This window comes from Pseudoalteromonas sp. MB47 (genome assembly GCF_011319765.1).
Lineage (GTDB): Bacteria > Pseudomonadota > Gammaproteobacteria > Enterobacterales > Alteromonadaceae > Pseudoalteromonas > Pseudoalteromonas simplex.
Window position 1 is genome coordinate 93,768 of sequence record NZ_VFBD01000025.1, and the last position, 21,967, is coordinate 115,734.

Here is a 21,967-nt window from a genome sequence, read left to right on the forward strand (position 1 = left end):
TTTTTTTGTTTCACAATGCTAATTCTTATTAAGCATTTTCAACTGCTGTACGTGGGTCAACATATTCCATGTTGAAAGCTTCAGCTACTTCTTTATAAGTAACTTGGCCTTTGATCACGTTTAAGCCTTTTAAGAAGTTAGCATCGTCAAGAAGCGCTTTCTTATAGCCTTTGTTAGCAAGGTTGATGATGAACGGTAATGTTGCATTGTTAAGTGCGAACGTAGAAGTACGTGGAACAGCACCTGGCATGTTAGCAACACAGTAGTGAACAACGTCATCAACGATGTAAGTAGGATCAGCGTGAGTTGTCGCTTTAGACGTTGCGATACAACCACCTTGGTCGATTGCAACGTCAACGATTGCAGAACCAGGCTTCATTGCTTTGATGTGCTCAGCTGTTACTAGTTTAGGCGCTGCTGCACCTGGGATTAGTACGCCACCGATAACAAGGTCAGCTTCTAATACGTGTTTTTCGAGTGCGTCAGCAGTAGAGTAGATAGCTTTAACTTTATTACCGAACTGTGCGTCTAATGCACGTAGTACGTCGATGTTACGGTCAAGAACAACAACGTCAGCACCTAGGCCAACAGCCATTTGCGCTGCGCTACGACCAACCATGCCGCCGCCGATAACAACAACTTTAGCTGGCTCAACACCTGGTACACCACCAAGTAACATACCACGACCGTGGTTTGATTTTTCAAGCGCTTGTGCACCAGCTTGGATAGACATACGACCAGCAACTTCACTCATAGGAGCTAGAAGAGGTAAACCGCCACGTGAATCAGTTACTGTTTCGTAAGCGATACACACTGCGCCACTTTTAACTAGGTCTTCAGTTTGTGGAAGATCCGGTGCTAAGTGAAGGTAAGTAAATAGAATTTGGTCTTCGCGTAACATTGCACGCTCAACAGCTTGTGGCTCTTTTACTTTAACGATCATTTCAGCTTTAGCAAAAACGTCTGCTGCTGTAGGTAAAATTTCAGCACCAGCTGCAACATAATCTTCGTTAGTGAAGCCAATGCCCATACCAGCATCAGTTTCAACAAACACTTGGTGGCCATGGTTTACTAGTTCACGAACACTCGCAGGAACCATACCTACACGGTATTCATGGTTTTTGATTTCTTTAGGTACACCAATAATCATAGTTTTTCGCCTTAATAGAACGGGATAAAATTTTTGACTATTATATTCATGACCAGCCAGTGTGTCTCACCTTTTTTAAGTGTCATTCTAGTGATATAATCTAAAAATATATTTTAAACAGTGCAAAACTCTGGTTTGGCTTATGCATCAATTACTCGACAGAATAGACCGTAAAATTTTAATGGAGTTACAGCTCGATGGTCGGATCTCTAACGTAGAGCTGGCAAGGCGTGTAGGATTAAGTGCCACCCCTTGTTTGGAGCGGGTAAAAAAGCTCGAAAGAGAGGGCTATATACTCGGATATAAAGCAGTAGTGGATCCTGCTAAGCTTGGCCAAGGTTTGTCGGTTTATGTAGAAGTAACCATCACTAAAACCTCACCAGATGTTTTTGAAGAGTTCAACGCTGCGGTTAAAAAGCACGACGAAATAATTGAATGCCATCTAGTATCGGGTAATTTCGACTTTTTATTAAAAACACGTGTAAATGATATGTCGGAATATCGAAATGTACTGGGTGATATTCTACTAAAACTACCAAATGTCAGTGAAAGCCGAACTTATGTGGTAATGGAAGAAGTAAAAGGTGAAGAAGGGGTCATTATTCGCCCATATATTGCCTAAACTGTTAAAATATACATTGAGTAACAAAAACTTGTTCATTATCAGTCCATCAAGGCTAAGATAAAGTGCATCAAACGGCATTTCCTGCTAAGGTATTTCACTGCTAATCGATCAGTAAAGAATAATAAGGAATAGGGAGCTATGCGCCTAAATGGTGTTCAAAGACTGTTAGAAACGGGGCTAATCATCAGCACCTTTGCTGCAGTATTTATTTTATGTGCATTAATCAGTTTTGATCCTGCGGACCCTTCATGGTCGCAAACCGGTGAATTTGTTAATGTTAAGAATATTACCGGCACAGCGGGAGCTTGGGTTGCAGATATCCTATTACTCACTTTTGGCTGGCTTGCTTATTTAGTGCCTGTTGCTATTCAATTGTTCGGTTATTTATTATTTAAACAACCACACCGTATTTTCCAGCTTGATTACACCACGCTTGCCTTACGTGTCATTGGTTTTGCGCTGTTTATTACTTCAGCGACTGCCATCAGCAGCATTAATTTTGATGATATTTATAACTTCTCATCTGGTGGGGTAGTGGGGGATGTTATTGCTACAGCAATGATGCCAACATTTAATTTTACTGGCACCTCAATTTTACTACTGTGTTTTTTCTTTGCCGGTTTAACCCTATTAACCGGTATTTCGTGGGTGCAATTTGTCGATTTTGTCGGCAAGTGGGTAATGAAAGCATTTTACTTTTTACGTGAGCAATTTTCTGCTTGGTTACATCGTGAAAAAGAAGCTGTTAAAGATATTGCCACGACAGAGCCAGACGCTAACTTTGTAGAGCCAGAAAACGAGCCAGCAATTAGCTTTAATGATGCAGATGAAGAAGAACCAAAGCCTACTAAGCCTAAGCAAAAGCCTGCTGAAAAAGCCGATGATGACTTTAAAGGCTTTGATGACCTAGACGATATTCTTGACCAAGAAATTGGCTTTAGTGCCCTTGATGATGAATCATTCGATACCGTATCGGCACTGAATGCGCTTGATCAGAGCCCAGTCGTTGAGCCAGAAAAACCTGTTACAACGGTTGTTTCGCCTGCGCGCCCTATGCCTAAACCAAAACCTGCATATGAGCCACCACCAACGGCAAAAGAAAAGTTCGAAGCACTGCTTGAAGAGCAGCCGCCTGCAAACCCGTTACCATCACTTGATTTACTAGACCGCCCAGATAAAGCGAAAAACCCATTATCTCAAGAAGAGCTTGATGGAATCTCGCGTTTAGTTGAAACCAAATTACTTGATTTTAACATTCAAGCTGCGGTTGTGGGTGTGTACCCAGGTCCGGTTGTAACACGCTTTGAGCTTGATTTAGCGCCGGGTATTAAAGTAGCTAAAATCACTGGCTTAGCGAAAGATTTAGCACGTTCGCTGTCTGCTGTAAGCGTACGTGTGGTAGAAGTTATTCCGGGTAAAACTTATGTTGGTTTAGAGCTGCCTAACAAACACCGTGAAATTGTGCGCTTAAGTGAAGTTATTAACGCGCCTAAGTTCGAATCAAACCCATCACCACTGACTATGGTGTTAGGTAAAGACATTGCTGGCGAGCCGGTATGTGCTGACCTTGGCAAAATGCCACATTTACTTGTTGCGGGTACCACAGGTTCAGGTAAGTCAGTGGGCGTTAATGTAATGATATTAAGCTTACTGTACAAATCGGGCCCTGATGATGTTCGTATGATCATGATCGACCCGAAAATGCTTGAACTTTCTGTGTACGAAGGCATCCCACATTTATTATGTGAAGTTGTTACCGACATGAAAGAAGCAGCCAATGCATTGCGTTGGTGTGTAGGCGAAATGGAACGTCGTTATAAGCTGATGTCGGCACTTGGGGTGCGTAACTTAAAAGGTTATAACCAAAAAGTATTGGATGCCAAAGAAGCGGGTCAACCGATTCTAGATCCACTGTTTAAAGACACCGACGGTATGGCCGATGGCCCTGAAGAGCTAGATAAACTACCAAGTATTGTGGTGGTCATTGACGAATTTGCCGACATGATGATGATCGTGGGTAAAAAAGTAGAAGAGCTGATTGCACGTATCGCGCAAAAAGCCCGTGCTGCAGGTATTCACTTAGTGCTAGCAACACAGCGCCCATCGGTTGACGTAATTACCGGTTTGATTAAAGCGAATATTCCAACCCGTATGGCGTTCCAAGTTTCAAGTAAAATTGACTCGCGTACCATTTTAGATCAGCAAGGTGCTGAAAACTTACTTGGTATGGGTGACATGCTTTACTTACCGCCGGGTACCAGTGTACCAGTGCGTGTGCATGGCGCGTTTGTTGACGACCACGAAGTACATGCGGTTGTAGACGATTGGAAAAAACGTGGTAAACCAAATTATATTGATGAAATTTTAAGTGGCGATGCCACAGAAGAAATTTTACTACCAGGAGAAACCAGTGAAGACGGTGATGAAGAGTCAGATCCGCTTTACGATGAAGCAGTATCATTTGTAATTGAAACCGGCAAAGTGTCGGTATCGAGTGTACAGCGTAAGCTCCGTGTAGGTTATAACCGCGCAGCACGCTTAGTTGAACAAATGGAAACATCAGGCATTGTTAGCGCACCAGGACATAACGGTGCCCGCGAAGTCTTAGTGCCAAATGGTGGAGCAAATTAATGAAAAAAATTAAATACCTAGCCCTAATTATGGGTTGTTTATTAAGCGGTCAAAGTTTTGCAGACGACAGCGAAGCGTTGCAACAGCAACTGGCTGCGATTAAAAGTTTTAAAGCAGAGTTTTCACAGCAGGTTACCGATTCGCAAGGCGAAGCTATCATGCAAGGTGAGGGGAATATTGCCCTTCAGCAGCCTATGATGATCCGTTGGCAACAGCAAAGCCCAGACGATACCTTGTTTGTATCAAATGGCGATAAAACGTATTACTTCGACAGCTTTGCTGAGCAAGTAACGATTATGAATACCCACAGCCTGATTGATTCAACACCGTTTGTATTGCTGACCTCAAAAGATCCAGAGCAGTGGGCTAAATACCAAGTTGTGGCAACCGATGCTGGCTTTAGTGTCACGCCAAACAAAGGCGTTGAGAGCCAAGTTGAAAAGCTAGACATTCGCTTTAATGCTAAAGAGCAAGGCCTCGCATCACTAACGGTATTAGACACCTCAGGTCAGCAGTCTTTATTTACCTTTAAAGATGCCAAAGTAAACGAAGAACTTGCAACTCAAACCTTTGAATTTACCATTCCTGAAGGCGTTGAAGTTGACGACCAAAGCCAAGGTGATTAAGGCTTGAGTAATCTCGGATTTAATTTTGGTCCTGATGTGCGCCCACTTGCGGCGCGCATGCGACCCGAAACACTCAATGACTACATAGGTCAGCAGCACCTTTTAAGCCCCGATAAACCTCTTTACCAAGCGATTCTTGCAGGTCGATGCCACAGCCTCATTTTGTGGGGGCCGCCAGGCGTTGGTAAAACCACGTTAGCGCAGATTATTGCAAACCATGCCGATGCCAGCCTTATTCAAATGTCGGCAGTCACAGCAGGTGTAAAAGACATTCGTGAGGCCGTAAGCGAAGCAAAAGCAAACCTTGCTGGTCGAGGGCAGCGCACCTTATTGTTTGTTGACGAAGTGCATCGCTTTAATAAATCTCAGCAAGATGCATTTTTACCACATATCGAAGATGGCACCTTTATTTTCGTAGGCGCGACCACCGAAAACCCATCATTTGCACTTAATAACGCGATACTGTCTCGTGCTCGTGTATATGTTTTAAAAGCACTTGAGCAAACTGATTTATTTAACGTAATTGAGCGCGCCTTACGTGAAGACGTAGAGCTCAGCCAAAAAAATATAGATATTGCCGATAACGCTAAGCAAGCGCTTTGCCAAGCAAGTGATGGCGATGCGCGTAAAGTGCTTAACCTGTTAGAACAAGCGGTTGACTTAATCACTGAGCAGCAGGGCAAATACCTTGTTGATCAACATGTGTTAAGCCAAGTTTTACCAACTCACTTAGCCAAGTACGACAAAGGCGGCGATGAGTTCTACGACTTGATTTCAGCGTTTCATAAGTCAGTGCGAGGTAGTTCACCTGATGGCGCTTTATATTGGTATTGCCGTATTTTAGCTGGCGGCGGTGACCCACTTTATGTAGCTCGGCGTTTATTAGCGATTGCTACAGAAGATATCGGTAATGCCGACCCGCGAGCAATGGAAGTCGCACTCAATGCGTGGGATATTTTTCAACGCGTTGGCCCAAGTGAAGGTGAGCGCGCTATTGCACAAGCCACCATTTATTTAGCCAGTGCCCCGAAAAGTAACGCTGTGTATATGGCGTTTAATCAAGCAATGCAAGATGCTAAAAATGAGCCGAGCCATCCGGTGCCAGAGCATCTACGTAATGCACCAACCAGCTTAATGAAAGACTTAGGTTATGGCGCTGAATATCGGTATGCACACAATGAGGAAGGTGCGTTTGCAGCAGGCGAAAAGTATTTCCCTGAGGCAATTAATAATCGCCAGTATTACTTCCCAACCGACCGCGGGCTTGAACAAAAAATAAAACAAAAGCTGGACTATTTAACCCAGCGCAACGAGCAAAGTGATATTAAACGTTATGAATAGTTTGAAACTTTACATGATGATTGCAATGGGTGGCGCTTCAGGGGCATGTTTACGCTATTTTCTTAGCGAAACCATGCTAAAACTGCTCGGTAGGGGATTCCCTTTTGGCACGTTGACAGTTAATATTCTTGGTTCATTGTTAATGGGCATTTTATACGGCTTGATTGAAAAAGAAATAATCGCTGTTAGCCCCGCTAAAACCTTAATTGGTATTGGCTTTTTAGGTGCATTGACCACCTTTTCAACATTCTCAATGGATTCGTTGTTGCTCTTGCAACAAGGTCACTTTTTTAAAATGGCCCTCAATATCACCTTAAACGTGGTGGTGTGTATATTTATGGCTTGGCTGGGCCTTCAGCTGGTAATGCAAAAAGGTTAAAAATCGAACATGTTAGATTCTAAATATTTACGTCAAGATATCGAACAAGCGGCTGCACGTTTAGCATCACGCGGTTACGAACTTGATACTGCAGCGGTAACTGCACTTGAAGAAAAACGCAAAACATTACAAGTAAAAACGCAAGAACTTCAAAGCGAGCGTAATGCAAGTTCCAAAGCTATCGGCCAAGCAAAAGCGAAAGGCGAGCACGAAAAAGCACAACAGCTGCTTGATTCAGTAAGTAACCTTGGCGATCAACTAGACAGCGTAAAAGCAGAGCAAGACGCAGTACTTGAAGAGCTTAAGCAAATTGCACTTGCTATTCCAAACTTACCTGATGAGTCTGTTCCTGTAGGTGAAGACGAAGATCAAAACGTTGAAATTTCAACCTGGGGTACGCCTAAGTCATACGACTTTGAAGTAAAAGATCACGTTGATGTTGGTCAAGACGTAAACGGCCTAGACTTTGAAATGGGCGTTAAAATCAGTGGCGCGCGTTTCACTGTTATGCGTGGTCAAGTTGCACGTATGCACCGTGCTCTTACGCAGTTCATGCTTGATACGCACACAGACAAAAACGGCTATACAGAAATGTATGTGCCTTACCTTGTTAATAGCGCAAGCTTATACGGCACAAGCCAATTACCTAAGTTTGCTGGTGACTTATTCCACACATTAGGTTTAGTGGATGACGACGGTCAGCAACAACCAGGTTTTAGCTTAATTCCTACAGCTGAAGTACCGCTTACGAACAGTGCTCGTGACGAAATTTACGACGAAAGCGACTTACCAATTCGTTTAACAGCGCATACGCCTTGTTTCCGTAGTGAAGCAGGCAGCTATGGCCGTGATACACGTGGTCTTATTCGTCAGCACCAATTCGACAAAGTTGAATTAGTACAACTAGTAAAACCAGAAGATTCAATGCAAGCGCTAGAAGAGCTAACAGGTCACGCTGAGCAAATCTTACAAGCATTAGAACTTCCATACCGTAAAGTGATTTTATGTACGGGTGATATGGGCTTTGGTGCAGCAAAAACTTATGATTTAGAAGTATGGTTACCTGCACAAAACACCTATCGCGAAATCTCATCATGCTCAAACATGGTTGATTTCCAAGCGCGTCGTATGCAAGCGCGTTTCCGTCGTCAAGGTGAGAAAAAGCCAGAGCTACTTCATACATTAAATGGTTCAGGTTTAGCAGTTGGTCGTACATTGGTAGCAATCTTAGAGAACTATCAACAAGCAGACGGCTCGATTGTTGTACCAGAAGTATTGCGCCCTTACATGGGTGGCTTAGAAGTTATTAAATAACGTTTAAGTTAATAACGTTTTAAAAACCGTATTTTGATCAGAAAATACGGTTTTTTTATGCCTAGCATTAATAATAATTGCGGTACACAGTATTTTTAGTAGACTAAAAAAAGTACTACAAGTTTAAAAACTAAACTACATAGTATTTTATTAAAATACACGAAGGACTGCTGTTATGAAAAGACTACTCGCCGTAGCATCCGCTGCTTTATATTTAGCAAGCTCTGTCGCTTTTGCTAAAGACAAACCCAATATTCTAATTATATTCCCGGATGATGTTGGCTGGCAAAATGTAAGTGCTTATGGACTTGGTACCATGGGTTATAAAACGCCAAACATCGATAAACTCGCCCACGAAGGCGCAATGTTTACCGACCATTACGCGCAACCATCGTGTACTGCAGGGCGCGCTGCACTTATTACAGGCCAATACCCAATTCGTAGTGGCATGACTACAGTGGGACGACCTGGCGCAGAGCTTGGTTTAAAAGCGGGTTCTTATACCCTTGCTGAGGTTTTAAAAGAGCAGGGTTATGCAACGGGGCAGTTTGGTAAAAATCACTTAGGTGATCGCAACGAGCACTTACCAACCGTGCATGGCTTTGATGAGTTTTTCGGGAATTTATATCACTTAAATACTCAAGAAGAGTTTGAGCAACGTGATTACCCGACAGATCCTGAATTCTTCAAAAAATATGGTACGCGAGGCGTTTTACATACTTACGCCACAAATGTAGATGACAAAACAGTTGATCCACGCTTTGGTAAAGTAGGTAAGCAAAAAATTAAAGATACTGGTCAGCTTTCTCGTGAGCGTATGAAAACCGTTGATAAAGAGTTTATGGACGCAAGCATAGACTTTATTAAACGAGCGAAAAAAGCAGACAAACCTTTCTTTGTTTGGTTTAACCCAAGCCGAATGCATATGTACACGCGTTTAAGTGATGAGAGCCGTTATTTAGCAGAAGAATACACCACAGAGCATGATTTATACGGCAGTGGTCTGATTGAACATGATCAACAAGTGGGCGAGTTAATGGCTGCACTAGATGATATGGGTGTGCTTGATAACACTATTGTTGTTTATTCTACAGATAATGGCCCGGAGCACAGTGCTCGATTACATGGTGGTACAACGCCTTTCCGTGGTGAGAAAATGACGACCTATGAAGGTGGTGTACGTGTGCCTATGATTGTTCGCTGGCCAGGTAAAGTACCTGCAAATACAGTATTAAACGGTATTCAATCGCACATGGATATTTACACAACGCTAGCTGCAGCAGCAGGTGAACCAAATATCGCGAAAAAAGCACTGAAAGAGCATAAGCAACCGATTGACGGCGTAAATAACCTGAATTACTGGCTTGGCAAAACTGACCAAAGCGCCCGTGATCACTTTTTCTACTATTACGAATCAAGTATAAAAGCGATTCGCTACAAGCAATGGAAGCTGCACTTTGAAACGAGCGAAAATTATTATGCTCCTTATGAGAAGCAAAAGTTCCCAATTTTCTATAACATACGTATGGATCCGTTTGAAAGCTTTGATGGTTTAACCGACCGCTCAGACATAGTGCAAGCTAAGCAATGGCTGAATGAGCCTGTGCAACATCTACTTGGCGAACACATAAAATCGCTATCAGAGTATCCACCACTGCAAAAAGCAGCAAGCTTCGACTTTAGCCAGCTAATGGAACAGTTGATGTCTGGTAAGCAGTAACACTCACTAAAGCGATTCATTGAGTTGTTAATTGAATCAAAAGCCGCATCGTGAAGCTAATAAGCTAACCGTGCGGCTTTCTGCTTTTGGCTAGAAGACAAGTGATAGTAAAGCTAAAGTCGATCTAAACTCGAACAACCAACGTATTCAAAGCATTAAGTTAATAGTGTGAAGTAATATGAGTGATAAACAAAAGCCTGTGCCAACATCACGCTTTGCAAGAGCGGCTCGGCTTGGTTCTTTAGCAGGTAAAGTTGCGAGTAATATGCTGTTTGAAGGCACAAAAGCATGGGCGACCGGCAAGCAAACATCACGACAAGAGTTATTGTTACAGCCAAAAAATATTCAGCGCTTTGCAGAGCAGCTTGCAAATCTTCGCGGGGCTGCAATGAAATTGGGGCAGCTGTTATCCATGGATAGTGGCGAATTACTTACTCCTGAGCTGTCAGCAATTTTAGCAAGGCTACGTTCAGAAGCGACGCCCATGCCACAAAAGCAGCTAGTTAAAGTAATGCGAGAGCATTGGGGCGATGCGTGGCTAGAACAATTATCGCATTTTGAACTCAGACCATTTGCTGCGGCATCAATTGGGCAAGTGCATATTGCTTACCGAGAATCGGGCGAAAAGTTAGCAGTTAAAGTGCAATACCCAGGTATTGCAAAAGGCATTGCCAGTGATGTTGATAACTTAGCTTACCTTCTCAAGCTCAGTGGCTTATTACCCAAAGAGGTAGAAATACAGCCTCTTATCGATGAAGCAAAACAGCAGCTTATTAACGAAGCTGACTACGAATTAGAAGCGAATTATTTAAGACGCTACAGCGAGTGTTTAAAAGGTGACGACAATTACCTTATCCCAACTGTGGTAGATTCGCTTAGTTCTTCTCAAGTTTTAGTCATGAGTTTTGTTGAAGGGCAAGAGCTAGATGAACTGGCAAGTAAAGAGCAAGCTTTACGTAATAAAGCGGTTGAACAGCTACTCAGCTTATTTTTACGCGAATTATTTAGCTTTAAACTAGTTCAAACTGATCCAAACTTTGCCAATTATCAGTATCAAATCGACAATCAACGCTTGGTGCTTTTAGACTTTGGCGCCACCCGCGAACTACCTCAGCATATTAGTGATGGCTACTTACAGTTATTATCTGCTGCGATTAATAACGATAGAGCAGGTGTGGCAACAGCTGCACAGCAAATTGGCTATTTTCAACAAGGGCTTGCTCAAGAATATATAGAAAATGTCGTTGATATATTTCTACTCGCCTGCGAGCCACTGCGCCACCAAGGAGAGTATGATTTTGCAAATAGCGACTTACCAAAACGCATAAAAGAACTCGGCCTAAAAATGAGTACCGCCTCAGAGCATTGGCACGCACCACCCGTAGATGCCTTGTTCGTTCACAGAAAACTAGCAGGCCTCTTTTTAATCGCTGCAAAGCTAGGTGCAAAAGTGAATGTGAACAGTATTTTTAAGGAGTTTGAAGTACAGAGAGATAATTAATTGAAAGGGAGTTTGGGGTAACTCATTTCTGGCCCAAGATGAGCGACGAGAGCATTTTCTTTTTCTGAATATCTTTAGTATCAATAAAAAATTAGAATTGGTAAAGCATTACGTTATTTGTTAAAAATAGATTTATTAATACATGAGTGTGACATCGGCAGAAAGATACGGGACGAGCGTACTATAAAATTGTTAGGGCACTATGAGATTCCTCACCATATTTTTAATCGTCGCTATTGCAGGCTGCTCTTCTAGCCTGAAAGTCATAGATGATGCTGACTCCGGTGAAGGTATTGTAATAATGAGCCGAAATGCAGAGATAATATTGGCAAAAGTAGTCTCATATCCTTCTAGAAGTTATTCATTTTATTTGGAAGAAATTAATAAGTTTTCGGGTAAATATTGTGGCAGCAATTATGAAGTTACTCTGAGAGATGACATGATTGTTGTCATTAGCTACGAATGTCGGTCTGGTCGTTGCGGAGAGACACCAAATCAAGCATATGTTTTTGAAATAACATGCCCTAACAAGGCCTTAAAGTCGGATTCTTAACAGTTGGCTCGGTTCCGCTTCGCTTCACAGTTTAGCCAACTATTAATCACCTCTTAAGGCGGCGTTATATGCCTATAGGAGCTAGATGAAACTTCTGTTGAAAATTGCCTTATCAGTTCTCACTTTACTGGTCGTGCTTTATTGGTCTAGCTTCTTTATTTTACCTGCTATCACAATCGTGAATTATTCGGGTGCAACCATATCTCAAGTGGAAATTGATTTACCAAATAGCCACTTAGATTTTGGTGCAATTTCTAACGGTGCAAGCAATACCCTTCATTATTCTCTGGCGCAACAGCAAGAGGGTGTATACAACTATACATTTATCACTGCAAATTCGGTTGCAAATCACGGTAGTTGCGGATACGTTACTAACAACGAAATAAATAAACGTGTTGTTATTTCTGTGCACAAAGACAATCGTGTCACATGCAATTAGGCATATAACAAAGGACGCAAAATAGCAGGCTTGCGTTCCTACGTCGCTAATATTAGCCTGCTATTTTGTGCCGGTTAGGCAAGCGTTGCTGTTATCCGAATATTTTAGAAAAGGATTTATTATGAGAGTTGGCTTTTTATTAATACCGTTAATTGTAAGTGGTTGTGCAGGCTTACCTAAGTATAAAGCTCCTTTAGCAAACCAGCCTACAGCGACACTAAAAATAAATCATGATTTCAATGCGCCTTTTCTTGGTTACTCTACATTTGTAAATGTTCACTCAGAAGAGGAATCATGTGGAAAATCGTTTGGTGCGGAAAGTGCAGCTCAATTAGTTATTTTGGATGACAGTAATCCTTTAATTTCGCCATTAAATCCAGATGGCGTAAATCTTGTTGCTGATAAAAAATACACCTTCATGATTATGTCTGTTGCAGGCATGAGCAATTGTACAACTTACGCTTCATTCAAGCCAAAAGCAGAGCAGAATTATGAAATAAACGTGTCGGGTAAGTTAGGTGCTTATGACTCATACTGTAAAGCTGAATTAGTCCGTATTGATGGAAAATCAAAAGAAGCTTCACCTACACAATTCGATTATTATGGTAATTGCAGAGAATCGAATAACTAACACATAACAAGGCACTCAACCAAGGACGCAGCAGAGCTTATCGTTATGTTTTAATGGAGGAGTGGTGAACTTAGGAAACTGGGATTGCGCAATTATCAAAAGCCTGTCATGGGTAGCCTTAGGAATAATACTAATAACTTTGGTTATGGGTTCACTACCTACAACCGATAGTGATATTGCTGGCTTATTTGTATCAAGTTTACTTTTTCTGGGTGTCTATTTACTTGTATCGTTGGTCGGGTGGCTATGCGTCGGCTTTCCTGTTCATTGGGTAATTTGTAAATATGCAAATGCTTCCTTCAAGATCTATATGGTAGTTAGTATTCTAGTAAGCTTAACGTTGTATTTTGTTGAAAGTCAGGATTCTGTATTATTTGCGCTGACTGCATTGTCCCAAGCAATGATATTTAGGTTCTATGTGTATAAGAAAACTTAACAAGCTGTTTAAGTGTGGGACTGCTAAAGCTTGGTTCGGTTTCGCTACCTTTGCATTTTAGCCAAACATTAATCAGCTCCTAACTGGGTGTTACCAAGGCCTTTCTTTTATAGAGCCGTCCTTCGTTTGTTCACAATAGCTTTTTTATTTCGTCAAAGTAAAGTGTTTGCATAGTCAGAAAAACGACCCAATCGCTCGTTTTTATCCTGAGGTAAAAGCGAAAACTCCTAAATTTTAATAACACTGGTAATTAGTTAACAAGTTTGTTAGAAATAATCAAATAAGAAAAACGAGCTACGCTGTGGTAGAAAAACGCGCGATTAGCTCGCTATAAACATGTTATGAGCCAGTAGGGATAGTCTCGTGAATTTAATCAAAAGATGGATAATTAAATCACTACTCAAAAAGCCTGCTCCAGATAGGATTCCTAGATCAGGTGAAAAAGCCAAGAATGTTGATTGCAATGTTGTCTATTTTAGAGCCAATGACGAGTCTTGGACTCTTTATTGTAAAAAAGTCGATTCGAAAGGCGTCACAGGTAAATATTGGATTAATAAAGAAGACTTCGGAGAATTATCCATTCCTTGGTCTTGGCTCACCGATTATGAAATAGATATAACGCATTTTTACGGCACATATGACTTACGGTATTCATCAGTTACGCAGTATCTTCTTGAGGGCATATTACCTTGGGATAAACTAAAAATTCTTATTGGTAAAGTTCAACAGTTTTTATTTAATAGAAAAGAGTTGGTTCGCTCTGAAAGAATAGAGACACTCAAGATAATTCTTGAGGAAACTATTGATAATAGGAGTTTCACTGTAAGTTCAGTTTCTTTATCTAGCCTTTTATACACTCAAAAATGGGTGTTTCATCCTGATAAATCTCGGCAACTTGCCTATAACGACTTGCTGTTAAGGTCGCTTGAAGAGAGTGGTGAGTTAACTTCGGTTCAACACGGCTTTAAATTGTCACCTAAAGCTCTAGTGACTATATCAGCATATGAAGAAGACCAAAAAAGACACAGAGACAATTTAGCTCAATCAACAGCTACAAAATGGTTAACGTTTGCATTAATTTTTGTAGGCCTAATTCAGGCAGGTGTTGCATATTATGGTGTGTATGTAAATGGCTCATAACAAGCTGTTTAACAAGGACAAAATACAGTTGGCTTTTGCTCCTTCGTCGCGTAATTTTAGCCAACTATATTTTGCCCATTAACAGGGCGTTATTACACATTTACAATGTGTAATGAAGATTTTCAATGCTTGATTGAATTCCTATTGGTTGGAAAAGCTTTTTACCTTGAGGGTACATAGCGTAAACTTCTCCAATATCAAGTATAAAATCAATATCTTGTTCTCTGTTTGATAAAACCTTTCCTAAGTATAAATTTGCTATATACAGGCCTGCGAGAGCCTGTAGTACGTTACCCAAATTAGCTTTATTGAAATGCTCTCTGCGTTCATGCTTTAAGCAATTATAGTCACTCCACCATGTTGGTGACTTGCCTTCGTTAAAATCTTCCCATGGGATAAATTGCAACTCGAACTCGAAAGATTGTACCTCTTCAGTTATCAGCCCTTTTTGATTTTCAACTACATAATCACGATAAATCGCTATGTTTGCTTCTTTAGATTTTTTAGAGGGGCAAATACTACATATTTCTTTGAGAACGACTTCTACCTCAGCACAAATAGCGAAATAGAGCTTAGCTAGCTCAATGGAATATGTCTTAAAGTTTTCACTGGAGAAGTGAATGTAACGTGACATTGCATATACATCTGATTCTAGCGAGAGATAATAACGCCAATGTAGATTTTGTTTCATTGATTCCATTTAAATTAGCCTTTTAGGCTAATTGCTCCACTTATCGATGACAGGTTACATGTCTCATTAATGTTAATTCTTTAACTCGAAAAATACCTTTGATCTTTAATTTCATCAAGGTAAAAGAGAACATACTTTAAAAAGTAAAATAAACTTACAGGAAAGTAAATTTAATTAACTTATTGAATAGAGTGTAGAAAAATGGTCGGCATAGCAGGATTTGAACCTGCGACCCCTGACACCCCATGACAGTGCGCTACCAAGCTGCGCTATATGCCGACGTTGCAAGCCATAGTACGGCTTTTTTTATAAAAATCAATATCCCCGCAGTTCGATTGCCTGTTAATTGTTCAGGCAATCGATATTAAATCAATGGACTAGAGGTTAATCTAGCCAATCGTTGATCGTTTTGTACATAAAGTCGCGTATTAATGGTTGAGCATCGGCATTAGGGTGCAGATTATCGTTTTGCATAAGTTCTGGACGGCCTGCAATGCTAAGCATGAAAAAGGGCATGAGCTCAGAATCTGTTTCATCGGCAATGGTTTTAAAGCTATCGGTGAAAAGTTTTGTGTAACGCGGGCCATAGTTTGGTGGAATTTGTACTTCCATTACGGCGGTTTTCGCCCCAATTTTTTGGCTTTTTGCAATTAAATCACGTAAGTTAGCTTGCAGGCGTTTAATAGGGAAACCTCGTAAACCATCGTTTCCGCCAAGCTCAATGAGTACATGAGTGGGTTCAAATTCGCTCAGTAACGCGTCGAGTCGCCTTAGAGCACCGCCTGTGGTTTCACCGCTAATACTGGCGTTTACTAGGTATACAGATTGGTCTTTTTCATCGTACTTATCTTGTAACAATTTAACCCAGCCTTGCTCTTGTTTAAGACCGTAAGCGGCGCTTAAACTGTCACCTAAAATTAAAATTGTGTTGTCAGCTGCTGCCGTAAGTGGTTTGATTACTAACAGTAAAACGAATATAAAACGTAGGATTGGATGCATCATATGTCAGCGCTTTCTCAATTAAACATCATTCAAGTTAAAGGACTTTCTAAAACGGTCACCACGGTTGAGGGCGACCTGACCATCCTCAGTGACATCAGCTTTAATGTCAAGTCGGGCGACTCAGTTGCTGTAGTAGGCACCTCAGGTTCGGGTAAGTCTACTTTATTAAGTTTATTGGCGGGCCTTGACCAATCTACCGGTGGTAGTATCCATTTAGATGGAGCCGCATTACACGAATTAGATGAAGAAGCACGCGCAGCACTTCGCGCTGAAAAAGTAGGTTTTGTGTTTCAGTCTTTCATGCTTGTACAAAGCTTAACAGCCCTTGAAAACGTAATGCTTCCCGCTGAACTTGCAGGAAGCAAAGACGCTAAACAACAAGCCCTTGAGCTACTTGAAAAAGTAGGTTTGAGCCATCGTGTTGGCCATTACCCATCGCAATTATCTGGTGGTGAGCAGCAACGTGTAGCAATTGCTCGTGCATTTATTGGCACTCCGAAAATCTTATTTGCCGATGAACCGTCAGCAAACCTTGATAGCAAAAACGGTAAGTTAATTGAGTCTCTATTATTTGAACTAAATAAAGAGCACGGCACGACACTTATTTTAGTAACCCATGATGAGCAGCTTGCACAAAAGTGCCAGCAAATTTTACATATTGAAGCAGGGCAGCTAGTAACTGTTAAAGAAAACGAAGGAGTGCAAGCGAATGTGGGCTAAATTAGCACTAAAACTGTTTTCACGTGAGTTTAAGCGTGGCGAATTAACAGTGATCAGTGCAGCAATAGCCTTAGCTGTTCTCACTGTTTTAACACTGTCTATGGTTACCGACCGCATTGGTCAAAGTATTGAAGAAAAAAGCAGCGCCTTTATTGCCGCTGACCGCGTTTTAGCAAGTAACCATGCTTTACCTGCTGAGTTTTTAGATAAAGCCAACCAAGAAAACTTACGCACCGCTAAAATAACTTACTTCGATACCATGTTATTTGCCGGTGACGAAATGCAACTTGGCTCGGTAAAAGCGGTATCAAACACCTATCCGTTAAAAGGCGAGTTAAAAGTAAAAACTAGCCTGACTGGTCAACCACAAGTAACTTCTGATATCCCAAGTCGTGGTGAAGTGTGGTTAAGTGAATCTGTGTTTTATGCGCTAAACATTAAAGTGGGCGATAAAGTAGAACTTGGTGCTGCTACGTTTACGGCTAGTCATGTTGTAGCCGAAGAGCCTGATGCACCCTTTAATGTGTTCTCGAGCAGCCAGCGAATCTTAATCAATGAAGCAGACATTGCTGTGACTGAGGTAATTCAGCCCGGCAGCCGAGTGTTTTACCGCCAACTTTATGCTGGCGACAAAGACAACTTAGATACCTTTTATGCGTGGTTAAAACCACAGATGAAAGAAAACCAGCGTTGGTATGGCGTTAAAGACCGCCAGTCACCTATTTCTAATAGTTTAAATCGTGCCGAAAGCTATTTATTGCTAGCTGGTTTACTTGGCATTATTTTAGCAGCTGTTGCTATTGCGGTATCGGCAAAACGTTATTGTGAGCGTCAGTACGACCCAGTTGCTATGATGAAAACGCTTGGCGGTAGCCGCGCTATGATCCGTAAAATCTATTTATTACATTTGAGCCTTGTATGTTCAATGTCGGTGATAGTCGGTTTACTGATTGGTTATGGTTTACAAGCGATTGCCACTGATTATTTAGCACAAACCATGGGTTCAGCACTGCCAAGTGCATCGGCAAAACCTTGGATCATTGCAATTAGCACGGGCGTGATTTGTGCGGTTATGTTTTCAATTAAACCGCTACTCGATTTATTTGATATTCCGCCGCTGCGTGTGCTTCGCCGTAACTTAGGCGACCGTTTATTAGTAAGTAAAGTGCACCTTACTATGTCGGCGCTTACTGTGTTTTTACTGATGTGGTTATTTAGTAACAACATCAAAATTAGTGCAATTTTGTTCCTTTCTACGGCATTTTTAATTGCGGTGTTATTTGGCTTATCAAAGGTTATTTTTGGTGGTGGTCGCAAACTTGGCTTGAGTCCGGGCAATAGTTGGTCATTGGCGATTGCGTCAATTCAAAAGCGTGCCAATGTGAATGCAGTACAATTAATTAGCTTTGCTTTGGCTATCAAGTTATTACTGTTTTTAATTGTACTTAAGAACGACATGATCTCGGATTGGCAGTCTCAGCTTCCTGAAAATGCCCCTAATTCATTTTTAGTGAACATTACTGAGCAAGAGTTAGAGCCTATTACTAGCTTCTTAGCGCAAAATGATATGCCCACGTCTGATTTCTATCCGGTTGTGCGTGGTCGCGTAAACGCTGTTAATGGCGAGCTGGTTGCCCGCGAAGTATCGCAAGAAGACAACGAAAAGAAAGACGAAGAAGCCCGCTCTGGTATTGGCCGTGAGTTAAACCTAACTTGGCGTAAAGACTTACCTAATCAAAACGAGCTTATCGACGGTGCATGGTTTAGTGAAAACTCAGTGGCCGAGGCATCGGTCGAAGAGTCGATGCTTGAACGCCTTGATGTAAAAATAGGCGATACACTTACTTTCCTAATTGGTGCGCAATCGTTTGACGCAAAAATTACCAGTGTACGTAAGGTTAATTGGACCACACTTAAACCTAACTTCTTTATTATTTTAAGCCCTGATGTGCTAGCGAGTTTCCCGGCTACTTATATTTCATCAGTGAATGTAAAAGCAGAGAAAAAACGTGAGTTTAATGAGCTAATGCGTCAATACCCAACGGTTAACGTGATAGATGTTGAAAGCTTCATTAAACAAATTCGCTCAACCATAGAGCAAGTATCGTTAGCGATTGGCTTTGTACTAGCGATTGTGGTTGCCTGTGGCGCTTTAGTACTTATTTCACAAGTACAAGCAAGTTTGGGTGAGCGAATGCAAGAGATTGTTATTTTGCGAACTTTAGGTGCGAAAGGGCGCTTAATTAAAAATGCCACCTTATATGAGTTTTTATTATTAGGCGTTACTGCAGGTTTAGTCGCTGCCATTGTCAGTGACATCGCTCTGTTAATAGTGCAAAAACAAATGTTCGATTTAGCAGGTAAGTTCCACCCTCATATTTGGGTTATTGGCCCAGCAGTCGGGGGCTTATTTGTGGCATGTTTAGGTTATTTGATGATAGCGCGCACAATGAGAAAAAATACCCAAGGCTTATTACGCTCGCTCGCGTAAATGTCTTAATTAAAGGTTGACTATAAAATGCTCGCAATTGCGGGCATTTTTTATGAATTGCAATTGGCTACTGGTAATTTATACAGTGCTCTGGCATTATTAACCGCAGATAATAATGATAATAGACGGTTCAGTTAGTTGGCGATTATTTTAGGGATTGATCCTGGTTCACGATTAACAGGGTACGGCGTGATTGCTCACCAAGGTGCTAAGTTCACTTATTTAGGCAGTGGCTGCATTAAATTGGCCGATCACGATTTTCCGATACGCTTAAAAATGATTTACCAAGGGATCAGTCAATTGGTAGAGCAATTCTCCCCAGACAGTTTTGCTATCGAAAAAGTGTTTATGGCACACAACCCAGACTCAGCGCTTAAACTCGGTCAAGCACGTGGCGCTGCTATCGTTGGTGCTTCAATGGCAGAGCTGCCAGTTTATGAATATTCAGCTCGGCAAATTAAGCAGGCCGTTGTAGGTAATGGCGGAGCCGATAAGTCTCAAGTACAGCATATGGTTAAAAACATTTTAAAGCTGCCAGGTACCCCTAAAGCCGATGCCGCAGATGCTTTAGCAATTGCTATTTGTCATGCACACTCAGAACAAAATTTAATAAAACTTGCGGGCAGTGCGAGCAAAACCGTAAGAGGACGATTAAGGAAGTAATATGATTGGTCGATTAAATGGCTTACTTGTTGAAAAGCAGCCACCAGAAATTCTTATCGAAGTAAGTGGTGTAGGCTACGAAGTGCAAATGCCCATGACTTGCTTTTATGATTTACCGGCAGTGGGTGAGCAAGCGATTATTTATACCCATTTTGTGGTACGTGAAGATGCCCAGCTATTATTTGGCTTTAACAACAAAACCGAACGCGCTTTATTTAGAGAGCTTTTAAAAGCTAATGGTGTAGGGCCAAAGCTTGGTCTAGCTATTTTATCGGGTATGTCGGCGCAGCAATTTGTAAGCTGTGTAAACAATGAAGATGCGACCACATTGGTCAAACTGCCGGGCGTTGGTAAAAAAACGGCTGAGCGTTTAGTGCTCGAAATGAAAGACCGGCTTAAAAATTGGGGTAATGACTTATTTACACCATTTAGCGATAATGCCGTCATTGAGCCATCAAGTGATGATACCCTAGTGGCAAATAATGCTGCTGATGATGCTGTATCAGCACTTGTGGCATTAGGCTATAAGCTACCGCAAGCACAAAAAGCGGTTAAAACAGTGAACAAACCAGATATGACGACTGAGGTTCTAATTAAAGAAGCTCTAAAATCAATGTTGTGAGTAAACCATGATTGAAGCAGATCGCTTAATAGATGCGAGTGAACAAAGTAACGAAGACAGTGTTGATCGTGCCATACGACCAAAACTGTTAACCGATTACACAGGCCAGCCGCATGTTAAGCAGCAAATGGAAATTTTTATTGAGGCTGCTCGCCATCGTGGCGAAGCGCTGGATCACTTATTAATATTTGGTCCACCGGGTCTTGGTAAAACCACACTTGCAAACATTGTTGCCAACGAGCTTAACGTTAATATTAAAACAACGTCGGGGCCAGTGCTTGAAAAAGCAGGGGATTTAGCCGCACTTTTAACGAACCTTGAAGAAGGTGACGTACTGTTTATTGACGAAATTCACCGTTTGAGCCCGCAAGTCGAAGAGATTTTGTATCCAGCAATGGAAGATTATCAGCTGGATATCATGATAGGTGAAGGCCCTGCAGCACGTTCAATAAAGCTTGATTTACCGCCATTTACTTTAATTGGCGCAACAACGCGTGCTGGCTCACTCACCTCACCACTTAGAGACCGTTTTGGCATCGTACAGCGATTAGAATTTTATTCGGTTGAAGACTTATCAAAAATTGTTGCCCGTTCAGCAAGCTTTTTAGACTTAACCATGTGTGATGAAGGTGCAACAGAAATCGCCAAGCGTTCACGCGGTACACCGCGCATAGCAAACCGTTTATTACGCCGCGTTCGTGATTACACCCAAGTGAAATCAGACGGTAAAGTGAATGCCACAGTTGCAGAGCAAGCCCTCGATATGATTGATGTTGATAAAAGCGGTTTTGACTACATGGATAGAAAATACCTGTTAGCTATTATCGAAAAATTTATGGGCGGCCCCGTTGGCCTTGATAACCTAGCGGCTGCAATTGGCGAAGAAAAAGAAACCATTGAAGATGTGATAGAGCCGTTTTTAATTCAACAAGGCTTTATACAACGCACCCCACGCGGACGACTTGTTTCAGACATCGCTTATTTACACTTTGGGCTAACGCCAGAAAAATAACTAAAAACCCCGCGAAGCGGGGTTTTTAGTAGTTAGATTTCAGAAGTTAGATATCAGTTGATCGAGAGGGTGTTTTTATTTTTGTTTAATTAAACAAAAAGCTTGCTATAGATGATATTAGTTTTACTTTGTCCTAACCACTAACCACTAACCACTAACCACTAACCACTAACCACTAACCACTAACCACTAACCACTGGGTTGTTGTCTCATTTTAACATCTGTAATTCACATGCTGTTAAGTTATCGATAGGTATTCTCATTGACGTTTGTGTAGGCA

19 protein-coding genes and 1 tRNA gene are annotated in these 21,967 nt (G+C 41.5%); 16 read left to right on the plus strand and 4 right to left on the minus strand.

The genetic code is table 11. The annotated features are described in order from the left end of the window. Nucleotides 1–28: 28 nt before the first annotated feature. On the minus strand, nt 29–1,150 hold the full coding sequence (gene ald / locus IMPJCBKJ_RS13800) for an alanine dehydrogenase (protein WP_054552970.1): 1,122 nt from the start codon (nt 1,148–1,150) through the stop codon (nt 29–31). 142 nt (nt 1,151–1,292) lie between these two features. On the opposite strand from ald, the gene lrp reads away from it, so the two are divergent. From lrp to IMPJCBKJ_RS13855, 11 genes are all read left to right on the plus strand, one after another. Then, the gene (gene lrp / locus IMPJCBKJ_RS13805) at nt 1,293–1,772 is read left to right on the plus strand and encodes a leucine-responsive transcriptional regulator Lrp (RefSeq protein ID WP_054552971.1); all 480 of its coding nucleotides are present in this window, start codon (nt 1,293–1,295) and stop codon (nt 1,770–1,772) included. A gap of 141 nt (nt 1,773–1,913) precedes the next feature. After that, nucleotides 1,914–4,406, plus strand: coding sequence for a DNA translocase FtsK 4TM domain-containing protein (locus tag IMPJCBKJ_RS13810; RefSeq protein ID WP_166340714.1), 2,493 nt, complete (start codon nt 1,914–1,916; stop codon nt 4,404–4,406). Then, entirely contained in the window at nt 4,406–5,032 is a 627-nt protein-coding gene (gene lolA / locus IMPJCBKJ_RS13815; RefSeq protein ID WP_166340715.1) for an outer membrane lipoprotein chaperone LolA, read from the plus strand. Before IMPJCBKJ_RS13810 ends, lolA begins: the two co-directional genes overlap by 1 nt. A 3-nt stretch (nt 5,033–5,035) precedes the next feature. Beyond that, nucleotides 5,036–6,373 (plus strand): replication-associated recombination protein A, encoded by a 1,338-nt coding sequence (locus IMPJCBKJ_RS13820; protein ID WP_166340716.1) that lies wholly within the window; start codon nt 5,036–5,038, stop codon nt 6,371–6,373. After that, nucleotides 6,366–6,752, plus strand: a complete 387-nt coding sequence (gene crcB / locus IMPJCBKJ_RS13825) for a fluoride efflux transporter CrcB (protein WP_082389253.1) — start codon at nt 6,366–6,368, stop codon at nt 6,750–6,752. Before IMPJCBKJ_RS13820 ends, crcB begins: the two co-directional genes overlap by 8 nt. 9 nt (nt 6,753–6,761) lie before the next feature. Next, nucleotides 6,762–8,066 carry a serine--tRNA ligase gene (gene serS, locus IMPJCBKJ_RS13830; protein ID WP_166340717.1) on the plus strand — a complete coding sequence of 435 codons (1,305 nt, stop codon included), beginning with the start codon at nt 6,762–6,764 and terminating at the stop codon, nt 8,064–8,066. Nucleotides 8,067–8,241: 175 nt separating this feature from the next. Continuing rightward, a complete protein-coding gene (locus tag IMPJCBKJ_RS13835) occupies nt 8,242–9,786 on the plus strand; it encodes an arylsulfatase (RefSeq protein ID WP_166340718.1) in 1,545 nt (514 codons plus the stop codon). 178 nt (nt 9,787–9,964) lie between these two features. Further along, nucleotides 9,965–11,287 carry an AarF/ABC1/UbiB kinase family protein gene (locus IMPJCBKJ_RS13840; RefSeq protein ID WP_166340719.1) on the plus strand — a complete coding sequence of 441 codons (1,323 nt, stop codon included), beginning with the start codon at nt 9,965–9,967 and terminating at the stop codon, nt 11,285–11,287. A gap of 638 nt (nt 11,288–11,925) precedes the next feature. Beyond that, nucleotides 11,926–12,279, plus strand: a complete 354-nt coding sequence (locus tag IMPJCBKJ_RS13845) for a hypothetical protein (RefSeq protein ID WP_166340720.1) — start codon at nt 11,926–11,928, stop codon at nt 12,277–12,279. Between the two features lie 121 nt (nt 12,280–12,400). After that, a complete protein-coding gene (locus tag IMPJCBKJ_RS13850) occupies nt 12,401–12,910 on the plus strand; it encodes a hypothetical protein (protein ID WP_166340721.1) in 510 nt (169 codons plus the stop codon). 799 nt (nt 12,911–13,709) lie between these two features. Further along, nucleotides 13,710–14,486 carry a hypothetical protein gene (locus IMPJCBKJ_RS13855; protein WP_166340722.1) on the plus strand — a complete coding sequence of 259 codons (777 nt, stop codon included), beginning with the start codon at nt 13,710–13,712 and terminating at the stop codon, nt 14,484–14,486. Nucleotides 14,487–14,586: 100 nt separating this feature from the next. Here the strand turns inward: IMPJCBKJ_RS13855 and IMPJCBKJ_RS13860 are convergent, their stop codons facing one another. The 3 genes from IMPJCBKJ_RS13860 to IMPJCBKJ_RS13870 all read right to left on the minus strand — a co-directional run bounded on the left by IMPJCBKJ_RS13860 (nt 14,587) and on the right by IMPJCBKJ_RS13870 (nt 16,179). After that, nucleotides 14,587–15,186, minus strand: coding sequence for a hypothetical protein (locus tag IMPJCBKJ_RS13860; RefSeq protein ID WP_166340723.1), 600 nt, complete (start codon nt 15,184–15,186; stop codon nt 14,587–14,589). Nucleotides 15,187–15,379: 193 nt separating this feature from the next. Next, nucleotides 15,380–15,456: transfer RNA gene (locus IMPJCBKJ_RS13865), tRNA-Pro, on the minus strand. A gap of 105 nt (nt 15,457–15,561) precedes the next feature. Then, nucleotides 15,562–16,179, minus strand: coding sequence for an arylesterase (locus IMPJCBKJ_RS13870; protein ID WP_054553006.1), 618 nt, complete (start codon nt 16,177–16,179; stop codon nt 15,562–15,564). Between IMPJCBKJ_RS13870 and IMPJCBKJ_RS13875 the strand changes: the two genes are divergently transcribed. The 5 genes from IMPJCBKJ_RS13875 (at nt 16,180) to ruvB (ending at nt 21,687) form a co-directional block, all read left to right on the plus strand. Beyond that, nucleotides 16,180–16,899, plus strand: a complete 720-nt coding sequence (locus IMPJCBKJ_RS13875) for an ABC transporter ATP-binding protein (protein WP_054553007.1) — start codon at nt 16,180–16,182, stop codon at nt 16,897–16,899. Next, nucleotides 16,889–19,390 carry an FtsX-like permease family protein gene (locus tag IMPJCBKJ_RS13880; protein ID WP_166340724.1) on the plus strand — a complete coding sequence of 834 codons (2,502 nt, stop codon included), beginning with the start codon at nt 16,889–16,891 and terminating at the stop codon, nt 19,388–19,390. The genes IMPJCBKJ_RS13875 and IMPJCBKJ_RS13880 overlap by 11 nt, the downstream gene beginning before the upstream one ends. Nucleotides 19,391–19,528: 138 nt before the next feature. After that, nucleotides 19,529–20,053 (plus strand): crossover junction endodeoxyribonuclease RuvC, encoded by a 525-nt coding sequence (ruvC, locus tag IMPJCBKJ_RS13885; RefSeq protein WP_166340725.1) that lies wholly within the window; start codon nt 19,529–19,531, stop codon nt 20,051–20,053. A gap of 1 nt (nt 20,054) precedes the next feature. Beyond that, on the plus strand, nt 20,055–20,675 hold the full coding sequence (gene ruvA / locus IMPJCBKJ_RS13890) for a Holliday junction branch migration protein RuvA (RefSeq protein ID WP_054553010.1): 621 nt from the start codon (nt 20,055–20,057) through the stop codon (nt 20,673–20,675). 7 nt (nt 20,676–20,682) lie between these two features. Continuing rightward, complete coding sequence (gene ruvB, locus IMPJCBKJ_RS13895; protein ID WP_054553011.1) at nt 20,683–21,687, plus strand: Holliday junction branch migration DNA helicase RuvB; 1,005 nt, start codon at nt 20,683–20,685, stop codon at nt 21,685–21,687. The last annotated feature ends 280 nt before the right edge of the window (nt 21,688–21,967 follow it).

Coding starts and splice junctions, on each gene's coding strand:
- lolA (WP_166340715.1), top strand. CDS start 4,406: ATGAAAAAAATTAAATACCTAGCCCTAATTATGGGTTGTTTATTAAGC.
- IMPJCBKJ_RS13845 (WP_166340720.1), top strand. CDS start 11,926: ATGAAACTTCTGTTGAAAATTGCCTTATCAGTTCTCACTTTACTGGTC.
- ruvA (WP_054553010.1), top strand. CDS start 20,055: ATGATTGGTCGATTAAATGGCTTACTTGTTGAAAAGCAGCCACCAGAA.
- IMPJCBKJ_RS13835 (WP_166340718.1), top strand. CDS start 8,242: ATGAAAAGACTACTCGCCGTAGCATCCGCTGCTTTATATTTAGCAAGC.
- IMPJCBKJ_RS13840 (WP_166340719.1), top strand. CDS start 9,965: ATGAGTGATAAACAAAAGCCTGTGCCAACATCACGCTTTGCAAGAGCG.
- lrp (WP_054552971.1), top strand. CDS start 1,293: ATGCATCAATTACTCGACAGAATAGACCGTAAAATTTTAATGGAGTTA.
- IMPJCBKJ_RS13850 (WP_166340721.1), top strand. CDS start 12,401: ATGAGAGTTGGCTTTTTATTAATACCGTTAATTGTAAGTGGTTGTGCA.
- crcB (WP_082389253.1), top strand. CDS start 6,366: ATGAATAGTTTGAAACTTTACATGATGATTGCAATGGGTGGCGCTTCA.
- ald (WP_054552970.1), bottom strand. CDS start 1,150: ATGATTATTGGTGTACCTAAAGAAATCAAAAACCATGAATACCGTGTA.
- IMPJCBKJ_RS13810 (WP_166340714.1), top strand. CDS start 1,914: ATGCGCCTAAATGGTGTTCAAAGACTGTTAGAAACGGGGCTAATCATC.
- serS (WP_166340717.1), top strand. CDS start 6,762: ATGTTAGATTCTAAATATTTACGTCAAGATATCGAACAAGCGGCTGCA.
- IMPJCBKJ_RS13875 (WP_054553007.1), top strand. CDS start 16,180: ATGTCAGCGCTTTCTCAATTAAACATCATTCAAGTTAAAGGACTTTCT.
- IMPJCBKJ_RS13860 (WP_166340723.1), bottom strand. CDS start 15,186: ATGGAATCAATGAAACAAAATCTACATTGGCGTTATTATCTCTCGCTA.
- IMPJCBKJ_RS13870 (WP_054553006.1), bottom strand. CDS start 16,179: ATGATGCATCCAATCCTACGTTTTATATTCGTTTTACTGTTAGTAATC.
- IMPJCBKJ_RS13880 (WP_166340724.1), top strand. CDS start 16,889: ATGTGGGCTAAATTAGCACTAAAACTGTTTTCACGTGAGTTTAAGCGT.
- ruvB (WP_054553011.1), top strand. CDS start 20,683: ATGATTGAAGCAGATCGCTTAATAGATGCGAGTGAACAAAGTAACGAA.